The organism is Dactylosporangium vinaceum (assembly GCF_019904175.1).
Taxonomy (GTDB): Bacteria; Actinomycetota; Actinomycetes; order Mycobacteriales; family Micromonosporaceae; genus Dactylosporangium; species Dactylosporangium vinaceum.
In genome coordinates this window covers 10473227-10493020 of the sequence record NZ_CP061913.1, presented here as the reverse complement: position 1 = coordinate 10493020, position 19794 = coordinate 10473227, and the positions used below count along the sequence as shown (strand labels likewise).

The window sequence follows — 19794 nt, the reverse complement described above, 5'->3', positions numbered from 1 at the left end:
GTCCAGCTCAGCCGTCTTCCGACCGCCGCTGCGGGAACGGCTCGCCCGCGACCGCCTCGGCGCGCAGCGGGTCGTCGGCGCCCGGCTCCGGCTGGCCCTCGCCCGGCTCCGCGGGCTTGCGGGGCTCGTCGGGCTGGCGGCCGTACCCCCGCGTGATCATCCGGAAGACGCCGAGCATGATGGCCGCCACGGGCACCGCGATGAGCAGGCGCAGAAGGGCCGTCTGCACGTCGAGCTGGTGGGTGACGAAGCCGGCGTAGAGCGCCGGGGACGCGATCACCAACGCCAGGAACAGCGTCGAGTAGCGCGCCATCCCCAGCATTACTCGCCCACCAGGCTCAACCGCTCGCACAGCATCGCCGCCCACTGGAACGGGGTCGAGGGGCGGCCGTCGAGCAGCGCCACCGGCACCCGCAGCGACAGCGGGCTCGCCGGGTCGCCGCTCGAGCCGGTGCCGCGCAGGCAGATCGCGTCGACGCGGCGCAGGCCCTGCAGGTGGTGGGCGACGTCGGAGGTCTTGCGGCTCGCGTCGACGACGACCCAGACCGCGACCGGCCGGACCGCCTCAACGATCGCCGCCGCCCACGTCGCCTCGTCCAGGGCGGCCTCGACCGCGACAACGCTCGGCGCGTCGGACTTGCGCAGCTTCTTGGCCCACAGCCGGGCGTCGTGCGCACCGGTGATGCGCCGCTTGCCGTCGATGCCCGCGGCCGCCGCGTTGCGCCCGGCGAAGAGGATGTGCTCGGCGTCGAGCCGCTGCGCCTCGGCGACGAACCGGGCGACCTCCATGGCGTGCGTGGACTCGCCCACCACGATGAGGGTCTCGCCGGGTGCGTCGGGCGCCGGGTCGGCGACCGGAAGCGCCGTGAACGCCTCGACGATGGCCCCATAGGTGTCGCCCGTGGAAGCCCCCACAGCAATATCCGTGGGTACTCCCAGTGACTGCAACTTCCGCGCCAGCACCGTGGCACCGCCGCTGCTGCCGTTCGCGCTCCGGTCCGCGCGCTCGCCCTTCTCGGCCATGGCCGCGGCGGCCTCGGCGGCCGCGGAGGTTTGCTGGGCGTAGGCGCCGCCGAGCCGCTCACTTGCGGGCGGCGTACGCGGCTTCTCCACCGTGGCGGTCGCTTCAACAGGCATTAGGGACTCCTGGCGGGAATCGGTCGGCCGGATCTGGGCCGGCTCACTTCGGTTTGGTCCATCAGCTTCGGCGTCGCCGTAGTCGTACGGCGACCCGTCCGGTCCGGGCGGCCCCGTCGGCCGCTCGAGGTGTGCCGTGGTGCTGCCGGTCCACGCCGGCGGCGGGGGCACCGGGCCCCGCGGGAACGCGCCGCCGAGCAGCCCGAGCGACGCTGCCCGGGTCGGTGGCGGCGGTAGAGGGCCCGGGTCCCGCAGCGCCGGCCGCGACGATGCGGCGGCCCTCGGAGCCCGGCCCGGCCGCGACGGTGCGGCCGGCCCCGATGGTGCGGTGAACCCGTACGGTCCGGTGCCCTCCGGCGCGCCGAGCCCCAACGGGGAGTACCCGGGCGCGCCGAACTCCGGTGGTGCGGGGAACCGTGAGCCGCCGGGCCCGGGCGGCGCGGCGAACCCGGGCGTGCCGAGGTCAGCCGGCCCGGCGTAGCCGCGGGCCGGGTACCGCTGCGACGCCGGGTACCCCTGCTGCCGCGCGAACTCCGGCGGCGGCGCGAACCGGCCGCCCGCCCGCCGCCCCGACGCACTGCGCAGGGCATCGCCGGTGGCCATGGGCACGCCGAGCGGCGGTGGCGGGCCCGATCCGGTCGACGGGCGCGCCCAGGCCGGGGCGGCCGGGCTTGCGGTGAAGTCCCGCAGCGCACGCCGTTGTGCACTCCGGACGTCCGGCTCGTCGCGCAGCCAGTCCTGCTCCAGCCGGCTCCAGTCGACATCGATCCCGGGCACCCGGCCCGGCGGCCACCCGGCCTCCATCGCCGAGGCCGTCACCGGATCGACGACCGGCGGCGGGAACGCACCCACCGCCGACGGCGAGAAGCCGGCGACCGACGGCGGATGGTCGACGGCCGGCGGCGGGAAGGCGGCCGGCGCAGCGGGGGCGGGCGGCGGGAAGGCGGCCGGCGCGGTAGAGACAGGCGCGGTGGGGACAGGCGCCGGCGCGGTGGGTGCCGGCGGCGGGGAGGCCGGGCGGATCGTCGGCGGGTTCGCGGGAGTCCAGCCGGCCGGGGGAGCGGTCACCGGCTTGACGATCGGCGGCGGCGCCGGCTTCGGCTCGGGGGCCTTGGCCGGGGTGGACGCCCTCGGGTCGGCACCGGGCGCGACTGGCGGCGTCTTCGCAGGAGGCTTTTCGGCGGCGACCGCGGCCGGGCCGCCGGCGCCCGCCTTGGGCGGTGCCGGCTTCGTGGCCTGCTTGGCCGGTGGAGCGCTCGCGCGGGCGGCCGGGCTCGCCGGAGGCGCCGGGGCGGCCGGAGGCGTCGGCGCGGCCGCGGCCGGTGCGGCGGAGCGGACGGTCGCCGGCTTCTGCGCGGCGGCTTGCGCGGCCGGTGCGGCCGGCGGCGTGGTCGAGCGGGCCGGTGCGGCGGACATCTGGGCGGTGGCCTGGGCGGCCGCCGGAGGTGGGGGTGTGGGCCGGCCCAGTTTGGCCACCGGCTGGTCGGCCCCTGCGCGGATGGGGCGCACCGACGGGGCCGCGGACTCGGTCCGGTCGTTCGGTGCTGTCTGGTCCGCGGCGCCCGACAGCAGTCTGTTGAGGGCGTCGGCGGCTGTCGCCGGGCGCTGCGGCAGTACAGTCGCCGCGGTTTTCTGCTCTTCGGCCAGCAGCTCGGCGAAGGCCGAGGCGGCGGTGGGGTTTTCGCCCCGGCGTTCGGCCGCGTCCGCCATTGCCGCCAAATCTTCGATGCTGATCTGGCGTTTCGGCGTGTCGTCTTGGCCGGTGGCCGGTGCGGATGATGGAGTGGACTCAGCGGGGGCGGAAACGGCCTCGCCGGGGTCGGGGATCTCGACGGTCAGCTCGTATTTCTGCGTGCCGAAAAGACCGCCGACGCCACCGGAACGGACCTTTTCGGCCGAGATGATGACAGCGTCGGGCCCGTGTTCGTCGCGCACTTGCGCGAGCAGTTCCTCGAGGTCACGACCTTCAAGCAGCAACCGGGTAGGCACCGTTCACCACCCCAATAGTCTCAATTCGCAGCGTACTCCCGGTGATCTCTGAGTACGACAAAACCGGCAAACGCGGTAGCGCCATCTGCACCAGGCGGCGCAATGCATTGCGCAGTTGTGGTGAGCAGACCAGAACGGGGCTGACGCCGCGCTCCTCGCCCTGTTCGGTCAGGCGCGTGAGGTCGGCCAGCATCGACTCGGCGCGGCCGGTGTCGATGAGCAGCTGCAGGCCGTTGTCGGTGGGGCGCATCGACTCCAGCAGCTGCTGCTCCAGCCGCGGCTCCAGGGTGATGGCGGTGAGCGTGCCGTCCTGCGAGTAGCGGTTGGCAATGGCCGGGCCCAGAGACGCACGGGCCGCCTCGAGCAGGCCGTCGGGGTCGGTGGAGTGCTTCGCCTGCAGCGACAGCGCCTCGTAGATGCGGACCAGGTCGCGGATCGGCACGCCCTCGTCGAGCATCGCCTGCAGGACCTGCTGGACCTGGCCCAGGCTGAGCGCGGCCGGGGTGAGCTCCTCGACGACGACCGGGTGCGAGCGCTTGACGATCTCGGTGAGGGCGCGCACGTCCTCGCGGCCGAGCAGGCGGCTGGCGTGGACCCGGACGATCTCGGCCAGGTGCGTGATGATGACCGACGCGCGGTCGACGACGGTGGCCCCGGTGAGGTCGGCCTGGTGGCGCAGCTCGGCCGGCACCCACTTGCCGGCCAGGCCGAAGACGGGCTCGACGCCGGCCCGGCCGGGCAGGAAGTCGAGGCCCTCACCGATGGCCAGGACGGTGCCCGGCGGGGCCTGGCCGCGGCCGACCTCGACGCCGCTGATGCGCACCACGTAGTGCGACAGCGGCAGGTCCAGGTCGTCGCGGGTGCGCACGGGCGGCATCACGATGCCGAGCTCGAGGGCGACCTTGCGGCGCAGCGCGCGGACCCGCTCGAGGAGGTCGCCGCCGCTGGCCTCGACGAGGTCGACGAGGTCGGGGGCGAGGGCGAGCTCGAGCGGGTCGACGCGCATCTCGCCCAGCAGCACCTCGGTCGGGTCGGGCGGCGGCGCCTCGGCCTCGGCGGCGGCGATCGCGGCCTGCTCCTCCGCGCTCGGCTCGCCGGTCTGCTTCGGCAGCCGCAGCGCGATGGCCAGCACGCCGCCGCCGGCGATGAGGAACGGCAGCTTCGGCAGGCCCGGCACCAGGCACAGCGCCAGGGCCGCGCCGCCGGCGATGAGCAGGGCGTTGCGGTGCTGGCTGAGCTGCTTGCTCACCGTCGAGCCCATGTCGCCGTCGTTGGCCGAGCGGGTCACGATGAGGCCGGTGGCGACCGACAGCAGCAGCGCCGGGATCTGCGAGACCAGGCCGTCGCCGACGGACAGCAGGGAGTACGTCGTGATCGAGTCCTGCGGCGACAGGCCGCGCTGCAGCATGCCGATCGCGAAGCCGCCGACCAGGTTGACCATCGTGATGATGATGGCCGCGATCGCGTCGCCCTTGACGAACTTCGACGCACCGTCCATCGCGCCGTAGAAGCTCGCCTCGGAGGTGACCTCGGTGCGCCGCTTGCGCGCGGTCGCCTCGTCGATCAGGCCGGCGTTGAGGTCGGCGTCGATCGCCATCTGCTTGCCGGGCATGGCGTCGAGGGTGAACCGGGCGCCGACCTCGGCGACCCGCTCGGCGCCCTTGGTGATGACGATGAACTGGATGATGAACAGGATCAGGAAGATGACCAGGCCGACGATGAGCGAGCCGCCGACGACGAAGTGGCCGAACGCGTCGATGACGTGGCCGGCGAAGCCGTTGGTGAGCACCAGCCGGGTCGCGCTGATGTTGAGGGCCAGCCGGAACAGCGTCGCGATCAGCAGCAGCGACGGGAACGACGAGAAGTCCAGGGCGCGCTTGACGTACATGCTGACGAGCACGATCGTGAGCGCCAGTGTGATGTTGGCGGCGATCAGCGCGTCGAGCACGAACGCGGGCAGCGGCACGACCATCATGAGGATGATGAGCACGATGCCGATCGGCACGACGTACTGCGAAAGCCGCTTCGGCACCGCCCGCTGTTCCTTCCCGGACCTCTGGTCGTTGTCCACCTGATCGGTCGTGAACGGGTAGTTCTGAGGTTTTTCTTTGGTTGCCGGAGCCGGTGCCGATCGGTCCTGCGTGCAGCCCGCAGCAACCTCCTCCCGCGACTCCACTCAGCTGGTGCACATCGGCCGCCAGCCCATCTATGACTGGGGCGGCCACGTCGTGGGTTACGAGCTGCTCTTCCGCGGCGCCTCCGAGGACCTGGAGGCCACCCGCCGCAGCTCGTACGCGACGAGCCAGGTCATCGTCAACGCGTTCACGGAGTTCGGCCTGGAGCAGCTCGTCGGCGGGCGCAAGTGCTTCATCAACCTGACCCGCGAGTTCCTGGTCGGAGATCTGCCGCTGCCGTTCGACCCCGACCACGCGATCCTGGAGATCCTCGAGACCGTCGAGATCGACGGCGCGGTGCTCTCGGGCACGGCCCGCCTGGTCGAGCAGGGCTACGAGATCGCGCTCGACGACTTCGTGTTCGGGCTGGGTCACGAGCGGCTGCTGGGGCTGGCCGCGTACGTCAAGCTCGACCTGCTGATCCGGGAGCCCGACGAGCTGGCCGCGGTGGTCGAGCAGTGCCGGCGCTACCCGGGGGTGAAGCTCGTCGCGGAGCGCCTCGAGAGCGAAGAGCACATCATGCTGGCCAAGCGGTTCGGCTTCGACCTGCTGCAGGGCTACGCGGTCGGCCGGCCCCAGGTGCTCAGCGCGGTCGCGCTGTCCCCGTCGCGACTGCGGAGGCTGGAGCTGCTCGGTGCGGTCACGGCCGAGGACGCGGATCTCACGAAGGTCGCGTCGATCGTCCAGAGCGACCCGGCGCTGTCGTACCGCGTGCTGCGCGCGACGAACTCGGCCGCGAGCGGGCTGCCACGCAAGGTCGCGTCGGTCCGGGACGCGGTAGTCCTGCTGGGCTCGGCGAAGATCCGGCAGTGGGCCGCGCTCATGCTCGTCAGTGACGTCGCCGAGTCGGCGAGCGAGGAGCAGCTGTCGAGCACGATGGCCCGGGCCCGGCTCTGCCAGACCGTCGCCGAGCGGCTCGGGCTCTCCGGCGAGGCCGCGTTCACCGTGGGGCTGCTGGCCGGGGTGGCCGAGCTGATCGCCGAGCCGATCGCCGAGATCGCCAACCGGCTGCCGCTGACGGTGGAGATCGTGGAGGCGCTCGTCGACGGCCACGGCCGGCTGGGGCAGGTGCTGGCCACGGTCCGCGCCTACGAGCTCGCCGACGAGCAGGCCCTGGCCGCCTCGCCGGTCTCGTCGAGCGAGCTGGCCAAGGCCTACCTGGCGGCCGTCGGCTGGTCGATGAAGACCATCGAGGGCGCGCTGGGCACCGGCCCGGCGTAACCGGGAGGTCGCTCGTCAGTGGCCGGTGAGAAGACCGAGCAGCCTACCGAGCAGAAGAAACGGCAGGCGCGGCGCGAGGGCACCCGGGCCCGCACCCCGGATCTGGGCGCGTGGGGCGGCGTGCTGCTGGCCAGCTTCCTGATCCCGCACACGGCCACGGAGCTGGCGACCCGCACGCAGCGGCTGTTCAACGAGAGCACCCAGTCGTTCGTCGACCCGGAGCCGGCCAAGGCGTTCGGGCTCGTCAAGGCCGCGGCCTGGGACCTGGTCGTGATCGCCGCGCCGATCACCGTGGGGCTGTTCGCGTTCGTCATCCTGGCCGCGGCGGCCCAGGGCGGCCTGCGCCCGGCGACGAAGCTGTTCAAGCCCGACTTCAAGCGGCTCAACCCGTTCAAGGGCCTGAAGAAGACGTTCGGCGGCCAGGCCCTGTGGGAGACGGTGAAGTCGCTGGCCAAGGTCCTGGTGCTCGGCCTGGTCGTCTACAACTCGATGAAGACGCTCGTCCCCGCGCTGCTGGCGGCGACGGCGGTGCCCCTCCAGACGGTCATCGCCATGGTCGCGGGCACCGTGATGCACGTCGTGCAGATCGCCGCCGCGACAGGCCTCGTCCTCGCCTTCGCCGACTACTTCGTGGCCAAGCGCCGCGTCAACAAGCAGCTGAAGATGTCGAAGGAAGAGGTCAAGGAGGAGCACAAGAAGTCCGAGGGCGACCCGCACGTCAAGGGCCAGATCCGGGCCCGGCAGCACGCGATGGCCCGCCAGCGGATGATGTCGGACGTGCCCCGGGCCGACGTGGTGGTGGTGAACCCGACGCACGTGGCCGTCGCCCTGAAGTATGAGCCGGACAAGGGCGCGCCGCGGGTCGTGGCGAAGGGCGCCGAGCTCGTCGCGGCGAAAATCCGTGAGCTCGCCACCGAGCACCGGGTGCCGGTGGTGCAGGACGTGCCGCTGGCCCGGGCGCTGTGGTCGGCGTGCGAGGTGGGCGACGAGATCCCGGCCGAGCTCTTCGGCGCGGTCGCCCGGGTGCTCGCCTTCATCATGCTGCTCAAGTCGAAGGGCTCCGCGGCCGGCGTGCACACCAACGTGCTCGGCGCGGCTACCGATTGAACAGCTCCAGGACCAGGTTGATGGCGCGGGTGGTCAGGTTCGCCATCGCGTTGGGCAGCAGCATCATCGCGGTACCGGCGATGGAGAGGGTCAGGAAGATCTTCGCCGGATAGCCGAAGGAGAACGGGTTCAGCGCGGGGGCGGCCCGGGTGAGCAGGCCCAGGGCGACGTCGACGGCCAGCATGATCCCGATCAGCGGGGCCGAGATCTGCAGCCCGGCCAGAAACATCTGGGCCGTGCCGGTGGTGACAAGCCGCGTGAAGTGGGTCATGTCCATCGTGCCGTTGAGCGGGATCGCGGTGTACGACGACGTGAAGCCGCGCAGGATCAGCTGGTGGGCGTCGGTGGCGTACATGATGGCCATGGTGATCAGGCCGTAGAACCGGCCGAAGACCGCGTTGCCCTGCAGCGAGAACGGGTCGAGCGCGAAGGCGAGCGTGAAGCCGCCGACGAGGTCGATGAGGTTGCCCGCGATCTGGGTGGCGGCGAAGATCAGCATGGTCAGGAAGGCCAGCGCCGCGCCGACCGCGGCCTGCTCGATCGCGTTGGTGACGAGGAAGCCCGTCGAGATCTCCGGCGGCACCTGGGTCGCCAGCTTCGGCGCGAGCGGCAGCGCGATCGCGATGGAGAGCAGGCCCTTCACCGTCGTCGGCGTGCCCTTGTTGCTGAACGGCGGGCACAGGGCCAGCCACACGCCGGCCCGGATGGAGGCCAGCAGGATCGCGATGACGGTGCTGAGCGAGAGGTCAAGCGCCATTGATCAGGTCGGGGATCTGGGCGTAGAGCTGCTCGGTGTACACGATCATCTCGTGCAGCATCCAGTTGCCGGACATGATCAGGGCGGCCCCGATGGCGGCGGCCTTCGGCACGAAGCTCAGCGTGCTCTCCTGGATCTGGGTGACTGACTGGAACAGCGACACCGCGAAGCCGACGACGAGTGCGGTGAGCAGGATCGGCGCGCCGAGCTTGGCCGCGATGGTCATGGCCTGGACGGCGAGTTCGATGATTTTCGTGTCGGTCATGTCGGGTGTACTCCGATCAGCCGTGATAGCTGGCGACGAGCGCGGTGATGATCAGGCCCCACCCGTTGACCAGCACGAACAGCAGGAGCTTGAAGGGCAGGGCGATCGTGACCGGCGGCAGCATCATCATGCCCAGGGACATCAGGGCGGCCGAGACCACCATGTCGATCACCAGGAACGGGATGTAGATGACGAAGCCGATGATGAACGCGGCCCGCAGCTCCGAGAGCACGAAGGCGGGGATGAGCGTCGTCATCGGCACGTCGTTCTTGTTCTTCGGCGCGGGCCGGTCGGCGATCTTGGTGAACAGCGCGATCTCGTCCTTGCGCGTCTGCTTGAGCATGAAGTCGCGCAGGGGCGCCGAGCCGTCCTTGAACGCCACCGACTGGGTCTTCTCGCCCTTGAGGTAGGGCTGCACGCCGTCCTTGTTCACGCCGGACAGCACCGGCGACATGATGAACAGGCTGATGAACAGGGCCAGGCCGGCGATCACCTGGTTGGGCGGGACGTTGCTCAGGCCCAGCGCGTTGCGGGTGATGCTGAGCACGACGAAGACCTTCGTGAAGCTGGTCATCGTGAGCAGCAGCGCCGGGGCGACCGACAGCAGCGTCAGGGCGACCAGGATCGTGATGGACTGGCTCGGCTTCACGCCGTTGACGTCGATGTTGACGGTGCCGTCGGGGTTGCCGTCGACCACTGGCGCGGTCGGTGTCGCCGGTGGCTTCGGCGTCGGCACGGCTCCGGCGATGCCCGGTGACGCCAGGAGCGTCAGGGTGAGCAGGAGCAGTACCAGTGCCGCCAGACGCTTCACGGCGTGCTCTTCCGCAGCAGCCTGAGTGCCTGGCCGACCGGATTCTCGGCCGGCTCGGGCTCCGGGAACAGCGCGGCGTCGGCGTCGGCCAGCAGCGACACCCCGGCGTCGCTGACCCCGAGCACGAGCGCCCGGTCGGCGACCTTGACGACCGCGACCGACGAACCGCGGCTGAGCTGCTGGCGTGCGACCACGGTGAGGGCTCCTCCGCTGCGGCCGCTCAGCGGGCGCCGGGCCAGCCGCATGAGAGCCCAGAGTATCGCGAACACTACTGTGAGTGAGCACAATACGCGGAGTACGAGTTCCATGGTGATCGCTTACCGGTCAGGCCCGGTCGCTCGCGCCGACGATCTCGGTGATCCGGATGCCGAAGTTCTCGTCGATCACGACCACCTCGCCGCGGGCGATGAGCCGCCCGTTGACAAGCAGGTCGGCCGGGCCGCCGGCGGCCCGGTCGAGCTCGATCACCGCGCCCGGCGCCAGCGAGAGCAGCTCCCGCACGCTCATCCGGGTCCGTCCGAGCTCGGCGGTGACCTCCATCTCGACGTCGTGCAGCAGGTCGAACGCGGGCGGGCCGCCGCGGGCCCGCTCGGAGCGGTCGCCCGGGTCCCCGGCGTCGCCGCCGTCGGCGCCCGGCACCTCCACCGCGACCGCGAGCCCGACGACGGCCTGGACCCCGAGCTCACCGGCCTCCAGCGGGACCAGGACGCCGCCGGCGGCGATGAGTGCGGCGAGGGCCTGCGCCGGCTCCAGCAGCTCGCCCGGGTCGACCACGACGGGCCCGACGACGGCCGCGGCCGCCTCCAGGGCCGGGCGCACGGCCTGGCTGAGATCCAGGCTGCCCATGGGGGAGTTGGCCAGCGCCTCGACGAGGTCCTGGGTGACGACGATCGCGACCTCGCCCTGCGCCGCGCCGGCGAAGCGGGCCCGCACGGACTGGCCGGTGATGGCCAGCTCGGCGGCGTTCTGCGTGGGTGCACCGACGGAGAGCGGAGAGCTGGCGGGCAGCAGCGCGACGGCGGCCTGGGCCGCCGACTCGGCGCGGGCCAGCGTGGCCTCGTTGGTACCGATCGTCATCGGTTGGTCTCCTCAGCGCGGTTCATCATGCCGAGTTGCCCCACGGCGGTGGGGCGTTGGCCGGGCTGGGGGCTCGGCACCACCAGGCAGGCCATGCGGTTGCCCTGCGCGCCCGGCACGGCGTGGGCGAACGTGATGTCCGCGGTCACGACGGCCAGCGGCGTGGACGTCGTGTGGGCCAGCGGGACCACGTCGCCGGGCTGCAGCCCGATGAGGTCGGCGGGGTGCATCCGCACCGGCTGGAACCGGACGGAGACCTCGATCGGGGCACCTTCCAGGCCGGCGACGACATTACGGTACGCGGCCTCGCGGGCCGCCCGCTGCGCATCCGTCAGCACGCCCTCGCCGCGCTCGCCCTGCAGCTTCGGGAAGATCGATCCGAACGGCAGGCAGATCGAGGCCACGCACTCCTCGGTGCCCACCCGCATCTCGAACGACGACACGATTACCGCGTCGGAGGCGGCGCCGGCCTGGGCGAACTGGGGGTTGTACTCGATGGTCGTCATCTGCGGCCGCAGCGCCACGATGCCCTCGAAGGCGTACCGCAGCTCGCCGAGCGTGCGATCGATGAGGCCGTGCAGCAACGGCATTTCGATGTCGCTCAGCGGGCGCTGCGGCTGCGGGCCGCCGGGGCCGCCCAGCATGTGGTCGATGCAGGCCATGGCCGTGCTCAGGGAGAACTCCAGAATCGCGGTGCCGGGCAGAGGCTCGATCGAGAACATCGCGACAACCGTCGGGCTCGACAGGCCGGAGATGTACTCGTCGTAGGTGAGCTGTTCGATCGAGATCAGGCTGATCGACGACACGGCGCGCAGGCTCGTCGTCAGCAGCGTGGCGTACTGGCGGGCGAAGGTCTCGTAGGCGATCTGCAGGGTTCGGATGTGCTCCCGGGAGAGCTTGGTCGGGCGACGGAAGTCATACGGCTCCGGGCCGGAGCTCTTGCCCCCACGCCGGGACATCCTGCCCGGCGTGCGGCCACCCCCGGTCGCGGACGTTGACTGCGTCACTCTCTTACCATCGGCCTTTTCGGGAGCAAGTTGACGTAAAACGGCCGAAACGGACCTGAAGGTTTCTTCGGAAACCCCCAGGTCCGGTTGCGGTGCTTCCCGCTACTGAATCACAAACGTGGTGAAGTAGACGTCCATTACCTCTTTCTTCTTGTCCTCCGTGTACGCCTTCACGACCCGCGCCACGAGCTCCTTCTTCGCGGCCTCACGGCCCTCGGCGGTCAGGAGCTTGTCCTGGCTCTGGTTGCTGAACAGCTCGATCGCGATGTCCAGCGCCTTGGAGCCGTCCGGGGCCTCGGCGGCCTCGGTGGTGGCCTGCAGCGTCATCTTGAGCTTCAGGTAGTGCCCGTCGGCCAGGTTGATCGTGATCGCGTCCAGCACCGACACGACGCCCGGCGTCGGGGCCGGCTCGGCCTCGACCTTCTTGGGCGAGAAGATCTTGTACCCGGCGAAGCCGCCGCCGAGCAGGGCGACCAGGGCGACCGCCGCGATGATGATCAACTTTTTCTTGCCGCCCTTGGCGGGGGCTTCCTCGGTGGTCTTCTCGTCGTCCTTGGCCATGGCCGGTGCCTCCTCGTCGGGCGTGGTGTCAGCTGGTGGTGGTGCCGGCGGCCGAGGGCAGCAGGGCCCGGGTGTCGGCCGGCAGGTTGGACAGGACGATGACCTCGACGCGGCGGTTCAGGTCGGCGGCGCGGGCATCGGTGGTGGGGTAGAGGGGTTTGGTGTCGGCGAAGCCGACGGCTTGGAGGCGGTTGTCGGGGATGTTGGCGTCGGTGTGGAGCATGCGCACGACGGCGCTGGCGCGGGCGGAGGACAGTTCCCAGCCGGAGGGGTAGGTGCCGGTGCCGGCGGAGAGTTGGTTGGTGTGGCCGTCGACCTCGAGTTTGTTGGGGAGTTTGGCGATGGCGGGTCCGACGCTGTCGATGATGTGCTGGCCGGCGGGCAGGAGGGTGGCCTCGTTGCCGTTGAACACGATGCCGGTGGTGACGATGGTGACGACGAGGCCGCGTTCGTCGATGGAGTATTTGACCTGGTCTTGCAGGCCGTGTTTGGTGAGTTCGGCGGTGATCTCGGCTTTGATCTTTTCGTAGTCCTTGACCTCGGCGGCGGCGGCGGCCTGGCGTTTGGAGGCGGCGGAGCGTTCTTTGGCCTGGACGGCGTCCTGGACGGCGGTGGCGTCGGAGGTGGTGCCGCCGATGCCGGAGGAGAGGTCCATGGGGCTGTTGGAGTCGGAGGACTCGATGAGGCTGGCCTCGCCGCCCTCGAACGCGACGGAGGGGTTGCCGAAGCCGACGGCGAGGCCGTTCTTGAGTTCGGCGAACTTCTTCTGGTCGACCTGGGAGATGGCGAACAGCACGATGAACAGCACCATGAGCAGGGTCATCATGTCCGCGTAAGAGACCAGCCACCGCTCGTGGTTCTCGTGCTCCTCCTCCTCGTGGCCGCCCTTCTTGTGCTTCGTGTGCGCGCCGGCCTTCGCCGCGTGTCCACCACCGGACATCGTGGCAGCCCCCCTCCAGGTCGTTGTAACGCCGTCGGGGTTCACATCGGTCCGACCGGGGGACACCCGAGTGCCGCCCGGTTGCCGGGCCGGTGTGCTGCGGTTACCGGCCTGCTCCGGTCTCGGCCCCGCGGACGCGAAATGTCGGGCGCGGGTGCGCCCGACATCCCCGACTCGCGATCCAGCCGGTCATCAGGCCGCCTTCTTCTCCTCCTTGACCGCGCCCGGAGGCAGGAGGCTGCGCAGCTTCTGCGCGACCAGGCGCGGGTTGGCGCCGGCCTGGATGTTGATGATGCCCGCGATGACCAGCTCCATCTGCCCGCACTCGATCTCGGACAGGCGCTTCATCTTGGCGCCCATCGGCAGCCAGATGACGTTTGCCGACAGCACGCCCCACAGCGTGGCCACGAACGCGCTCGCGATCAGCTCACCCAGCTTGGCCGGCTCGCTCAGGTTCTCCAGCACGTGGATCAGGCCGATGACGGTGCCGATGATGCCGATGGTGGGCGCGTAACCACCCATGGCCGTGAAGATCGCCGCGGCCTGCTTGTCGGCCTTCTTCTTCGCGTCGACCTCGGCCTCGAGGATCCCGGCGAGCTCCTCGGAGTCGGTGCCGTCGATCGCGAGCTGCAGGCCCTTCTTGAGAAACGGGTCCTGCACCTCCTTCATCGCGTCCTCCAGCGCCAGCAGACCCTCGCGCCGCGCCTTCTCGGCGAGCTTCACGATGTCTTCCACGAGCGTGTCGTAGGTCGCCGACTTGCTCAGCGTCACCCGCTTGAGCGAGTCGACGAGCGCGATCGTGTCCTTGAGCATGCCGCCGGCCATGGCCGCGCCGAGGGTGCCGACGAACACCAGCACCAGCGGCGCGACCAGGAAGATCGACCCGGGGCTGCCGCCCTCCAGGATCATCGCGGCGAAGATCGCGACGAAGGCGAGGACGATGCCAGCGATAGTTGCCGGATCCATTGTGCTTAGCGCTCCCGACGCTTCAGACGGACGACGTTTGTCTTCGCGACCTGCTCGGCGGCGGCCTCGGCCCGCTCGTCAGGGCTCTGCCCGGCCAGGTGCTGGGCCTCGACGATGACGGAGGCGCGGTAGTGGCGCACGAGCGTCACCACCTCCGGCAGCGACTCGGTGACCAGATACTTCGTGCCGTCGACGAGCGTGATCACGGTGTCGGGCGTGCACTCGGCCCGCTCGACCAGGTCGGGGTTGAGCGCGAACACCGGGCCGTTGAGCCGGGTCAGCAGAATCACGGCGGCCTCCCGCTTCTAGGAAGCGTTACCGCTTCAGGTTCACCAGTTCCTGCAGCACGTCGTCGGAGGTGCTGATGACCTTGGAGTTGGCCTGGAAGCCGCGCTGGGCGACGATCAGGTTGGTGAACTCCTGGGCCAGGTCGACGTTCGACATCTCGACCGCACCGCTCTGCAGCGTGCCGAGCCCGCCGGTGCCCGGCGCACCGACCTGGGCCAGGCCGGAGTTGACGGTGAAGCGGTACAGCGAGTCGCCGACCTTCTCCAGGCCGGGCGGGTTGTTGAAGTTCGCCAGCGCGAGCTGGGCGACCGTCTGCTTGTTGCCGTTGGAGAACACGCCCACCAGCTGACCGTCGGGGTTGATGCTGAACGACTGCAGGGTCGCCGCCGGTGCGCCGTTCTGACTCAGCGGCTGTACCGTCGCGTTGCCCGTGTACATCGTGAGGCCGGCCAGATCGATGCCGATGCCACTGCCCGTGCTGAGCGGGTCGTAGAGGACACCCACCTTCGTCGCGCCGTTCTTGTCCGTGAACGTCGGCCCGGTGATCTGCCCGTTGGGCCCGAACGTCAGCGCGGTGGGGCCGACGCTGTTGGTGCCGTCCGAGAACGTCACCGACCAGGTGCCGCCCGTGTACTGGTACGACTGCGTCAGGTTGACCGCCGCACCGGTGACGTCGTACGTCTTGATGACCCGGGTGATCGTCGACGGGTCGGGCGCGTTGGCCGGCAGGTTGCCGGAGACGACGACGGTGTCGGTGGCCGTCGGCGCGATGAGCGTGCCCATCGGCAGCCGGATGTCGCCGAGCGGGGCGTTGGCGTTGACCACACCGTTGACCGCGGGCCAGCCCTGCACCGCCGCGCCGGTCGGGGTCACCAGCTTGCCCTCGGCGTCGAAGTTGAACGCCCCGGCCCGCGAATACAGCTGCTCGTTCGTGGAGTTGACGATGAAGAAGCCGTCACCGGAGATCATCACGTCGGTCGGGCGGCCCGTCGTCTGGGCGGAGCCCTGCGTGAACACGGTGTTGATGGCGGCCAGCCGCACACCGAGGCCGACCTGGGCCGGGTTGGTGCCGCCGATCTCGGGCTGCGGCGCACCCGCGGAGCGCATCATCTGGCTGAGCGTGTCGGCGAAGACCGTCTGCGCGGCCTTGTACCCCACCGTGTTGACGTTGGCGATGTTGTTGCTGGTGACGTCGAGCATCTGCTGGTGCGCCCGGAGGCCGCTGATGCCGGAGAAGAGTGAGCGGAGCATGTGGGGTGGTTTCCTTTCAGGACGACGCCGGCTGGCCCGGTCGCTGACCGTTCTGGGTCGGCGCCGGGGCCTGCGGGGCCGGCACCGGAGGGGTTTGCGCCGTCGGACTCTGCGCCGTCGGACTCTGCGCGGTTGGACTCTGTGCCGCCGGGCTCGTCGCCGCCGGGGCCGGGGTGCCGATCTCGGTGACCGACGCCAGGGCGACGTCCGCGTCCCCGACGCGCAGGGTCGGCGGGGCGCCGGTGAAGAACTTGGCCGCCGACACGATGCCGCTGTGGACCTTGTTCTCCGTGTCGGTGTAGCTGACCGTCTTGCCGATCAGCGCGCTCGCACCGAGCTGGAGCTGCGCGCTGAGCAGGCTCTGCTGGGTCTCCGCGAGATCGTTGAGCTTCTCGACCGTGGTGAACTGCGCCGTCTGCGCCAGGAACTCCCGGTTGTCCATGGGATTGCTGGGGTCCTGGTACTTCAGCTGCGTGACGAGCAGCTTGAGGAAGGCGTCCTTCCCCAGGTCGCCTCCGGGCTTCGCGGGCCCGTCCGAGTCACTCTTCTTGGTCGGTGCGTTCGTCTTCGGCACGTAGTCGGCGACGTTTCCACTGACCGGCGTCGGGGCGGTGATGGCACACTCCCTTGTTCGGTTGCTTAGAGCCGGACGTCGAGGAGTCCGTCTCCGGCGGGCTGGTCCGAACCGGACGCGGCAACCGCCGCGCCCGATTCGACGCGTTCGGGCGCTCGTCGTTGAGATCGTCCCTCGGCCTGCCGACCTGAGAACTGTTGCGATCCGTTGCCCGCGAGGGCAGCATCCTGGTGCAGTTCGAGAGCGCACTCGGCGAACCCGGCGGAGCTCAGGTCCTGCTGCAGCTCCGGCAGGGCGGCCTGCAGCGCCGCCTGGCCGGCCTCATGGTCGGCGCGCAGCTGGACGGAGATGCTGCCGTCGCGCACCTCGGCCACGATGCTCACCGGCCCGAGCTCATCCGGTTCGAGCCGGAGCGTCATCCGGTGTACTCCGTCCGTGCCCTTGCGCAGCGGAGAGAGCACGCTCAGCAGCTGCGGCGCCACGCTGGCCCAGGCGCCCTGGCCCGCGCCGGGCAGCCCGGACCCGTCGATCCCGGCGCCGGCACTCCCGGCGAGCCCGGCCGGCCCGCCGACGCCGACGGCGCTCACGACCCCGCTACCGCCGCCGCCACCGGTGTAACCGGCCCGTCCGGCACCGCTGTCGCGGACCCCGACGCTGCCGAGCGCACCGCCCTTGTCACCGCCGAGGAGCGCGGCGAACCCCAGCCCGGCCGGCGCGCTGAACCCGGCGCTCCCGAGCGCCCCGGCCCCGTCGCCGCCGGTCTCCCCGGACGACTGCGAGCCTTGGGAGCCAGGATCGGCGCTGCGGGAGTCGCGTCCACCGTCGAGGCCACCGGAGCCCGAGCCACTGTTCGCGAGCCAGCCGCCGCCCGGCGCGGCGTCGACCCGGTGATCGACCACATCGCCGCCGCGGACATCGAGCCGGTCGGCGCTCGTCGGCTGAGCCGCGAGCCGGTCGGCCTTGAGCCCGTCGCCCTCGGCGCGGACGACCTCGACCCCGGCAACGGCGACGACCGGGTCCGGCGGCGGGTCCACGTGCGGGTGGTGCACGGCCGCGCCGGCGGTGACCGGGGCGGCCGCGTCGGCGGTGACCGGGGTGGTGGGGACCGGGGTGGCGGGAGCCACGTCGGCCGCCGGGAGCGGCTGTGCCTCGCCGGTGGCTTTGACCGCCACTTCCGGGCCGCGGGGGCTCGGCGGCCCGGCCGGCTCGTCGACGACCGGCGTGTCAGCGGAGCGCGCGGGCGCGGTGGACGCGCTCGGGTCCGGGCCGCCGGCGGTCGCCGGCCGGGCCGTGGGCCCAGCGGGTATCGGTACGGTCGTCGCCGGGGCACGCGGCACTGCGCCGGCTTCGGCTACCACGGCAACGTCCTCGGCCGGGGCGTCATTTGCCGCAACGTCCTTTGCCGCAACTGCCGTGGCCGGGACATTCGCGAATGAGACGGCGGTGGGTTGGGCGAGCACCCGCGGCGGCGTCGTGTTCACGGTGGTCGGTGGTGCTGCGGAGGTGCGGAGGGCCTCGGCCAGGGCCTGCTTCGCGGCGGTCAGCGCCTCTTCCATCGGGGTGGTCGGCGTCGGCTTCGAGGTGGGCGCCATAGCCGGCCCGGCACTCGGCGCCGTGACCGGTACCGCCGGCGGCTTCGGGGCCGTCGGGTCCGGGGTCGTGGTGCTCGCGGACTCGACTTTCGCGGAAGCCGTCGCCGGGGCGGATTCCACGGCGCTCGTCGCTGCGAGTGCCTGGGCCGACGCCGGTGCCGATGCCGGCGTGGGTGCGGTTGTGGGCAGCGGCGGTCGGCCTACGGCAGCCGGTCGGGGGAACGCCGCGGGGGTCGGGGCTCCGGGCAGGGTGACTTGGAATGGGGTGGCTTGGACCGGGGTGACCGCGAGCGATTCGGGTGCGCTTTGCGACACCGCTACCGGCGCCGCCTGGACCGCGGTGCTGCGGGCGGCGACCGGCTGCACTGTCGGCTCGGTGGCTACCGGCTGGGGCTGTGCGGGCGGCGGGGGCGGTGGGACCGGCAGGTTCTGCCCGGCGTTCGCCGAGGCGGCGCTCAGTATCGCCTGGAGCGCGTCCACGGTCGTCACGACGGGGGCGGGAGCGCCGGTCGCCGGGGCCGTGATCGCGGCCGCCTCCGCGGTGGGCTGCGAGCTCCCGGCCGCTTGCGGCGGCTCGGTCGCCCGGCTCGGCCGGGACCGGGAGCTGCGGGGCTTGCCGGCGGCGTCGTGAGCCGTTCCGTCCTGGACAGCGGGGTCCTGGGTAGTAGCGTCCTGCGCGGTGGAGCCATGAACGGTGGAGCCATGAACGGTAGCGCCGTGGGCGGTGGGGCGGTGAGCGGTTGGGGCGTGGGCGGTGGGGTTCTGTGCGGTGGGGTTCTGAGCGGTGGGGTCCTGGACGGCGGCGTCCGGGGGCTGGTCGGTGGTGGCGGCCGGACGGTCGGTCCTCGGGCGGACCACCGACGGGTCGCGGCGTGCGGGAAGGCCCTGCATCGCGGCGGCCAGGGTCTCCGCGAAGTCGGACGACGAGTCCGGTGACTGCGCCGGGGCCCCGGCGGGGATCGCGGTGGTCGGTGTCGCCGATGCTGTCCTGATCATGCGGACAGGCCTCCGTCAAGCATTGAGCCCATGGACAGGGCGGCCAGGGTCGAGGGGGTCAGGGTGGCCGACTCGGTGAGCGGCGTGACGGCGCGGGTCAGCTGGGCCAGGGCGGCCTTCACCTTCGGGACGTACGCCTGGGTCTGCGGGAACGGGGGGATGCCGCCGTACCGGCTCACGGCGCTCCCGCCCGCGTTGTAGGCGGCCAGGGCCAGGTCCAGGTGGCCGAACTGCTTCAGGTGCGACGACAGCAGGCGGGCGGCGCCGTCCACGGCCTGGGCCGGGTCCAGCGCGTTCACGCCCAGGCCGCGCGCGGTGGCCGGCATGATCTGCATCAGGCCCTGCGCGCCCGCGCGGCTCACCGCGTTCGGGTTGTAGCCGGACTCGACCTTCGCGACCGCGGCCAGCAGCGCGGGGGAGATGCCGTAGCGGGTGCCGGCGGTCTGGAAGAGGTCGGCGTACGGTACCGACTCCGGCAATCGGGTCGTCGCGAGCGCGGCCGGGCGCAGGGCCGGGGTTGCCGTCGCCGTCGCCGTCGCCGGGATGATGCGGCGGATGGCGGTCGGCGTGCCGGTCACGCGCTCGGTCTTCACGACCTCGCCGGTGTGGGGCGCGACGACCATGGTGTTGTTGCCGGCGTAGATGGCGATGTGGTTCACCGGGCGGCCGAACGCCAGCAGGTCGCCGGGCCGGGCCTGGGCCAGGGAGTTCACGGCGGTGCCGAAGCTCGCCTGGTCGTGGGCGGTACGGGGCAGCTTGATGCCGACGTCGGCGTAGGCGCGCTGGACCAGGCCGGAGCAGTCCAGGCCGCTCTCGGGGACGTTGCTGCCGAACCGGTACGGCGTCCCGGCGTACTTCTGCGCGGCCGTCACGACCGCGGCGCCGGTGATCGGCGTCTTGCGGCCGGCGACGAAGCCGGAGGTCGCGGAGGAGTCCACATTGGACTGCAGCCGGTCGGCGAACGCGGCGGCGTCGCCGGCGGCCGGGCGGTGCAGGCCAAGCATCGAGCGGATCTCGGCGATGCGGGACTGGGCCTCGAGCACTGTCACGCTGACTCCTCGCTACGCTCGTCGGCAGCGCG

At 71.5% G+C, this 19794-nt stretch carries 20 protein-coding genes; 3 read left to right on the top strand and 17 right to left on the bottom strand.

Annotated elements, in window-relative coordinates; translation table 11 throughout:
- Positions 1–7: 7 nt before the first annotated feature.
- From Dvina_RS47145 to flhA, 3 genes are read right to left on the bottom strand one after another with little or no spacing between them, the layout of a single operon-like run.
- On the bottom strand, positions 8–322 hold the full coding sequence (locus Dvina_RS47145; protein ID WP_223098203.1) for a hypothetical protein: 315 nt from the start codon (positions 320–322) through the stop codon (positions 8–10).
- Positions 322–3126: a hypothetical protein gene (locus tag Dvina_RS47140; protein WP_223098201.1), complete on the bottom strand. Its 2805-nt coding sequence runs from the start codon at positions 3124–3126 to the stop codon at positions 322–324. The genes Dvina_RS47145 and Dvina_RS47140 overlap by 1 nt, the downstream gene beginning before the upstream one ends.
- Positions 3104–5158 (bottom strand): flagellar biosynthesis protein FlhA, encoded by a 2055-nt coding sequence (flhA, locus tag Dvina_RS47135; RefSeq protein ID WP_223098198.1) that lies wholly within the window; start codon positions 5156–5158, stop codon positions 3104–3106. Before flhA ends, Dvina_RS47140 begins: the two co-directional genes overlap by 23 nt.
- A gap of 109 nt (positions 5159–5267) precedes the next feature.
- On the opposite strand from flhA, the gene Dvina_RS47130 reads away from it, so the two are divergent.
- The gene (locus tag Dvina_RS47130; RefSeq protein WP_246655783.1) at positions 5268–6521 is read left to right on the top strand and encodes an EAL and HDOD domain-containing protein; all 1254 of its coding nucleotides are present in this window, start codon (positions 5268–5270) and stop codon (positions 6519–6521) included.
- Between the two features lie 18 nt (positions 6522–6539).
- Complete coding sequence (locus Dvina_RS47125) at positions 6540–7628, top strand: EscU/YscU/HrcU family type III secretion system export apparatus switch protein (protein WP_223098195.1); 1089 nt, start codon at positions 6540–6542, stop codon at positions 7626–7628.
- On the opposite strand, the gene Dvina_RS47120 is transcribed toward Dvina_RS47125, so the two are convergent.
- From Dvina_RS47120 to Dvina_RS47060, 13 genes are all read right to left on the bottom strand, one after another.
- Entirely contained in the window at positions 7618–8385 is a 768-nt protein-coding gene (locus tag Dvina_RS47120) for a flagellar biosynthetic protein FliR (protein ID WP_223098193.1), read from the bottom strand. The two genes, Dvina_RS47125 and Dvina_RS47120, sit on opposite strands and share 11 nt — an antisense overlap.
- Entirely contained in the window at positions 8375–8650 is a 276-nt protein-coding gene (locus tag Dvina_RS47115) for a flagellar biosynthetic protein FliQ (protein WP_223098190.1), read from the bottom strand. The genes Dvina_RS47120 and Dvina_RS47115 overlap by 11 nt, the downstream gene beginning before the upstream one ends.
- A 16-nt stretch (positions 8651–8666) precedes the next feature.
- Positions 8667–9461 (bottom strand): flagellar type III secretion system pore protein FliP, encoded by a 795-nt coding sequence (gene fliP / locus Dvina_RS47110; RefSeq protein WP_223098188.1) that lies wholly within the window; start codon positions 9459–9461, stop codon positions 8667–8669.
- Positions 9458–9706 carry a flagellar biosynthetic protein FliO gene (locus Dvina_RS47105; protein ID WP_223098183.1) on the bottom strand — a complete coding sequence of 83 codons (249 nt, stop codon included), beginning with the start codon at positions 9704–9706 and terminating at the stop codon, positions 9458–9460. The genes fliP and Dvina_RS47105 overlap by 4 nt, the downstream gene beginning before the upstream one ends.
- A 79-nt stretch (positions 9707–9785) precedes the next feature.
- Positions 9786–10538: a flagellar motor switch protein FliN gene (fliN, locus tag Dvina_RS47100; RefSeq protein ID WP_223098180.1), complete on the bottom strand. Its 753-nt coding sequence runs from the start codon at positions 10536–10538 to the stop codon at positions 9786–9788.
- Complete coding sequence (locus Dvina_RS47095) at positions 10535–11497, bottom strand: flagellar motor switch protein FliM (RefSeq protein ID WP_223098177.1); 963 nt, start codon at positions 11495–11497, stop codon at positions 10535–10537. The genes fliN and Dvina_RS47095 overlap by 4 nt, the downstream gene beginning before the upstream one ends.
- Positions 11498–11647: 150 nt before the next feature.
- Complete coding sequence (locus tag Dvina_RS47090; RefSeq protein WP_223098174.1) at positions 11648–12106, bottom strand: flagellar basal body-associated FliL family protein; 459 nt, start codon at positions 12104–12106, stop codon at positions 11648–11650.
- Positions 12107–12134: 28 nt separating this feature from the next.
- Positions 12135–13046 (bottom strand): OmpA/MotB family protein, encoded by a 912-nt coding sequence (locus tag Dvina_RS47085; protein ID WP_223098171.1) that lies wholly within the window; start codon positions 13044–13046, stop codon positions 12135–12137.
- A gap of 192 nt (positions 13047–13238) precedes the next feature.
- Positions 13239–14012 carry a flagellar motor protein gene (locus Dvina_RS47080; RefSeq protein WP_223098168.1) on the bottom strand — a complete coding sequence of 258 codons (774 nt, stop codon included), beginning with the start codon at positions 14010–14012 and terminating at the stop codon, positions 13239–13241.
- A 5-nt stretch (positions 14013–14017) separates the two neighbouring features.
- The gene (locus Dvina_RS47075; RefSeq protein ID WP_223098165.1) at positions 14018–14302 is read right to left on the bottom strand and encodes a flagellar FlbD family protein; all 285 of its coding nucleotides are present in this window, start codon (positions 14300–14302) and stop codon (positions 14018–14020) included.
- Between the two features lie 25 nt (positions 14303–14327).
- Complete coding sequence (locus Dvina_RS47070; protein ID WP_223098162.1) at positions 14328–15551, bottom strand: flagellar hook protein FlgE; 1224 nt, start codon at positions 15549–15551, stop codon at positions 14328–14330.
- 16 nt (positions 15552–15567) lie between these two features.
- Positions 15568–16125 carry a flagellar hook capping FlgD N-terminal domain-containing protein gene (locus tag Dvina_RS47065; protein ID WP_246655782.1) on the bottom strand — a complete coding sequence of 186 codons (558 nt, stop codon included), beginning with the start codon at positions 16123–16125 and terminating at the stop codon, positions 15568–15570.
- 65 nt (positions 16126–16190) lie between these two features.
- On the bottom strand, positions 16191–17717 hold the full coding sequence (locus tag Dvina_RS47060) for a flagellar hook-length control protein FliK (RefSeq protein WP_223098159.1): 1527 nt from the start codon (positions 17715–17717) through the stop codon (positions 16191–16193).
- Between the two features lie 280 nt (positions 17718–17997).
- On the opposite strand from Dvina_RS47060, the gene Dvina_RS47055 reads away from it, so the two are divergent.
- Positions 17998–18348 carry a hypothetical protein gene (locus Dvina_RS47055; protein WP_223098157.1) on the top strand — a complete coding sequence of 117 codons (351 nt, stop codon included), beginning with the start codon at positions 17998–18000 and terminating at the stop codon, positions 18346–18348.
- A 361-nt stretch (positions 18349–18709) separates the two neighbouring features.
- Here the strand turns inward: Dvina_RS47055 and Dvina_RS47050 are convergent, their stop codons facing one another.
- Complete coding sequence (locus tag Dvina_RS47050) at positions 18710–19762, bottom strand: transglycosylase SLT domain-containing protein (protein ID WP_246655781.1); 1053 nt, start codon at positions 19760–19762, stop codon at positions 18710–18712.
- Positions 19763–19794: the final 32 nt, after the last annotated feature.

Excerpts from the sequence above, each read along its gene's own strand:
- Dvina_RS47145 (WP_223098203.1), bottom strand. The coding sequence starts at position 322 with ATGCTGGGGATGGCGCGCTACTCGACGCTGTTCCTGGCGTTGGTGATC.
- Dvina_RS47120 (WP_223098193.1), bottom strand. The coding sequence starts at position 8,385 with ATGGCGCTTGACCTCTCGCTCAGCACCGTCATCGCGATCCTGCTGGCC.
- Dvina_RS47115 (WP_223098190.1), bottom strand. The coding sequence starts at position 8,650 with ATGACCGACACGAAAATCATCGAACTCGCCGTCCAGGCCATGACCATC.
- Dvina_RS47105 (WP_223098183.1), bottom strand. The coding sequence starts at position 9,706 with ATGCGGCTGGCCCGGCGCCCGCTGAGCGGCCGCAGCGGAGGAGCCCTC.
- fliN (WP_223098180.1), bottom strand. The coding sequence starts at position 10,538 with ATGACGATCGGTACCAACGAGGCCACGCTGGCCCGCGCCGAGTCGGCG.
- Dvina_RS47095 (WP_223098177.1), bottom strand. The coding sequence starts at position 11,497 with ATGTCCCGGCGTGGGGGCAAGAGCTCCGGCCCGGAGCCGTATGACTTC.
- Dvina_RS47090 (WP_223098174.1), bottom strand. The coding sequence starts at position 12,106 with ATGGCCAAGGACGACGAGAAGACCACCGAGGAAGCCCCCGCCAAGGGC.
- Dvina_RS47085 (WP_223098171.1), bottom strand. The coding sequence starts at position 13,046 with ATGTCCGGTGGTGGACACGCGGCGAAGGCCGGCGCGCACACGAAGCAC.
- Dvina_RS47080 (WP_223098168.1), bottom strand. The coding sequence starts at position 14,012 with ATGGATCCGGCAACTATCGCTGGCATCGTCCTCGCCTTCGTCGCGATC.
- Dvina_RS47070 (WP_223098162.1), bottom strand. The coding sequence starts at position 15,551 with ATGCTCCGCTCACTCTTCTCCGGCATCAGCGGCCTCCGGGCGCACCAG.
- Dvina_RS47060 (WP_223098159.1), bottom strand. The coding sequence starts at position 17,717 with ATGGCGCCCACCTCGAAGCCGACGCCGACCACCCCGATGGAAGAGGCG.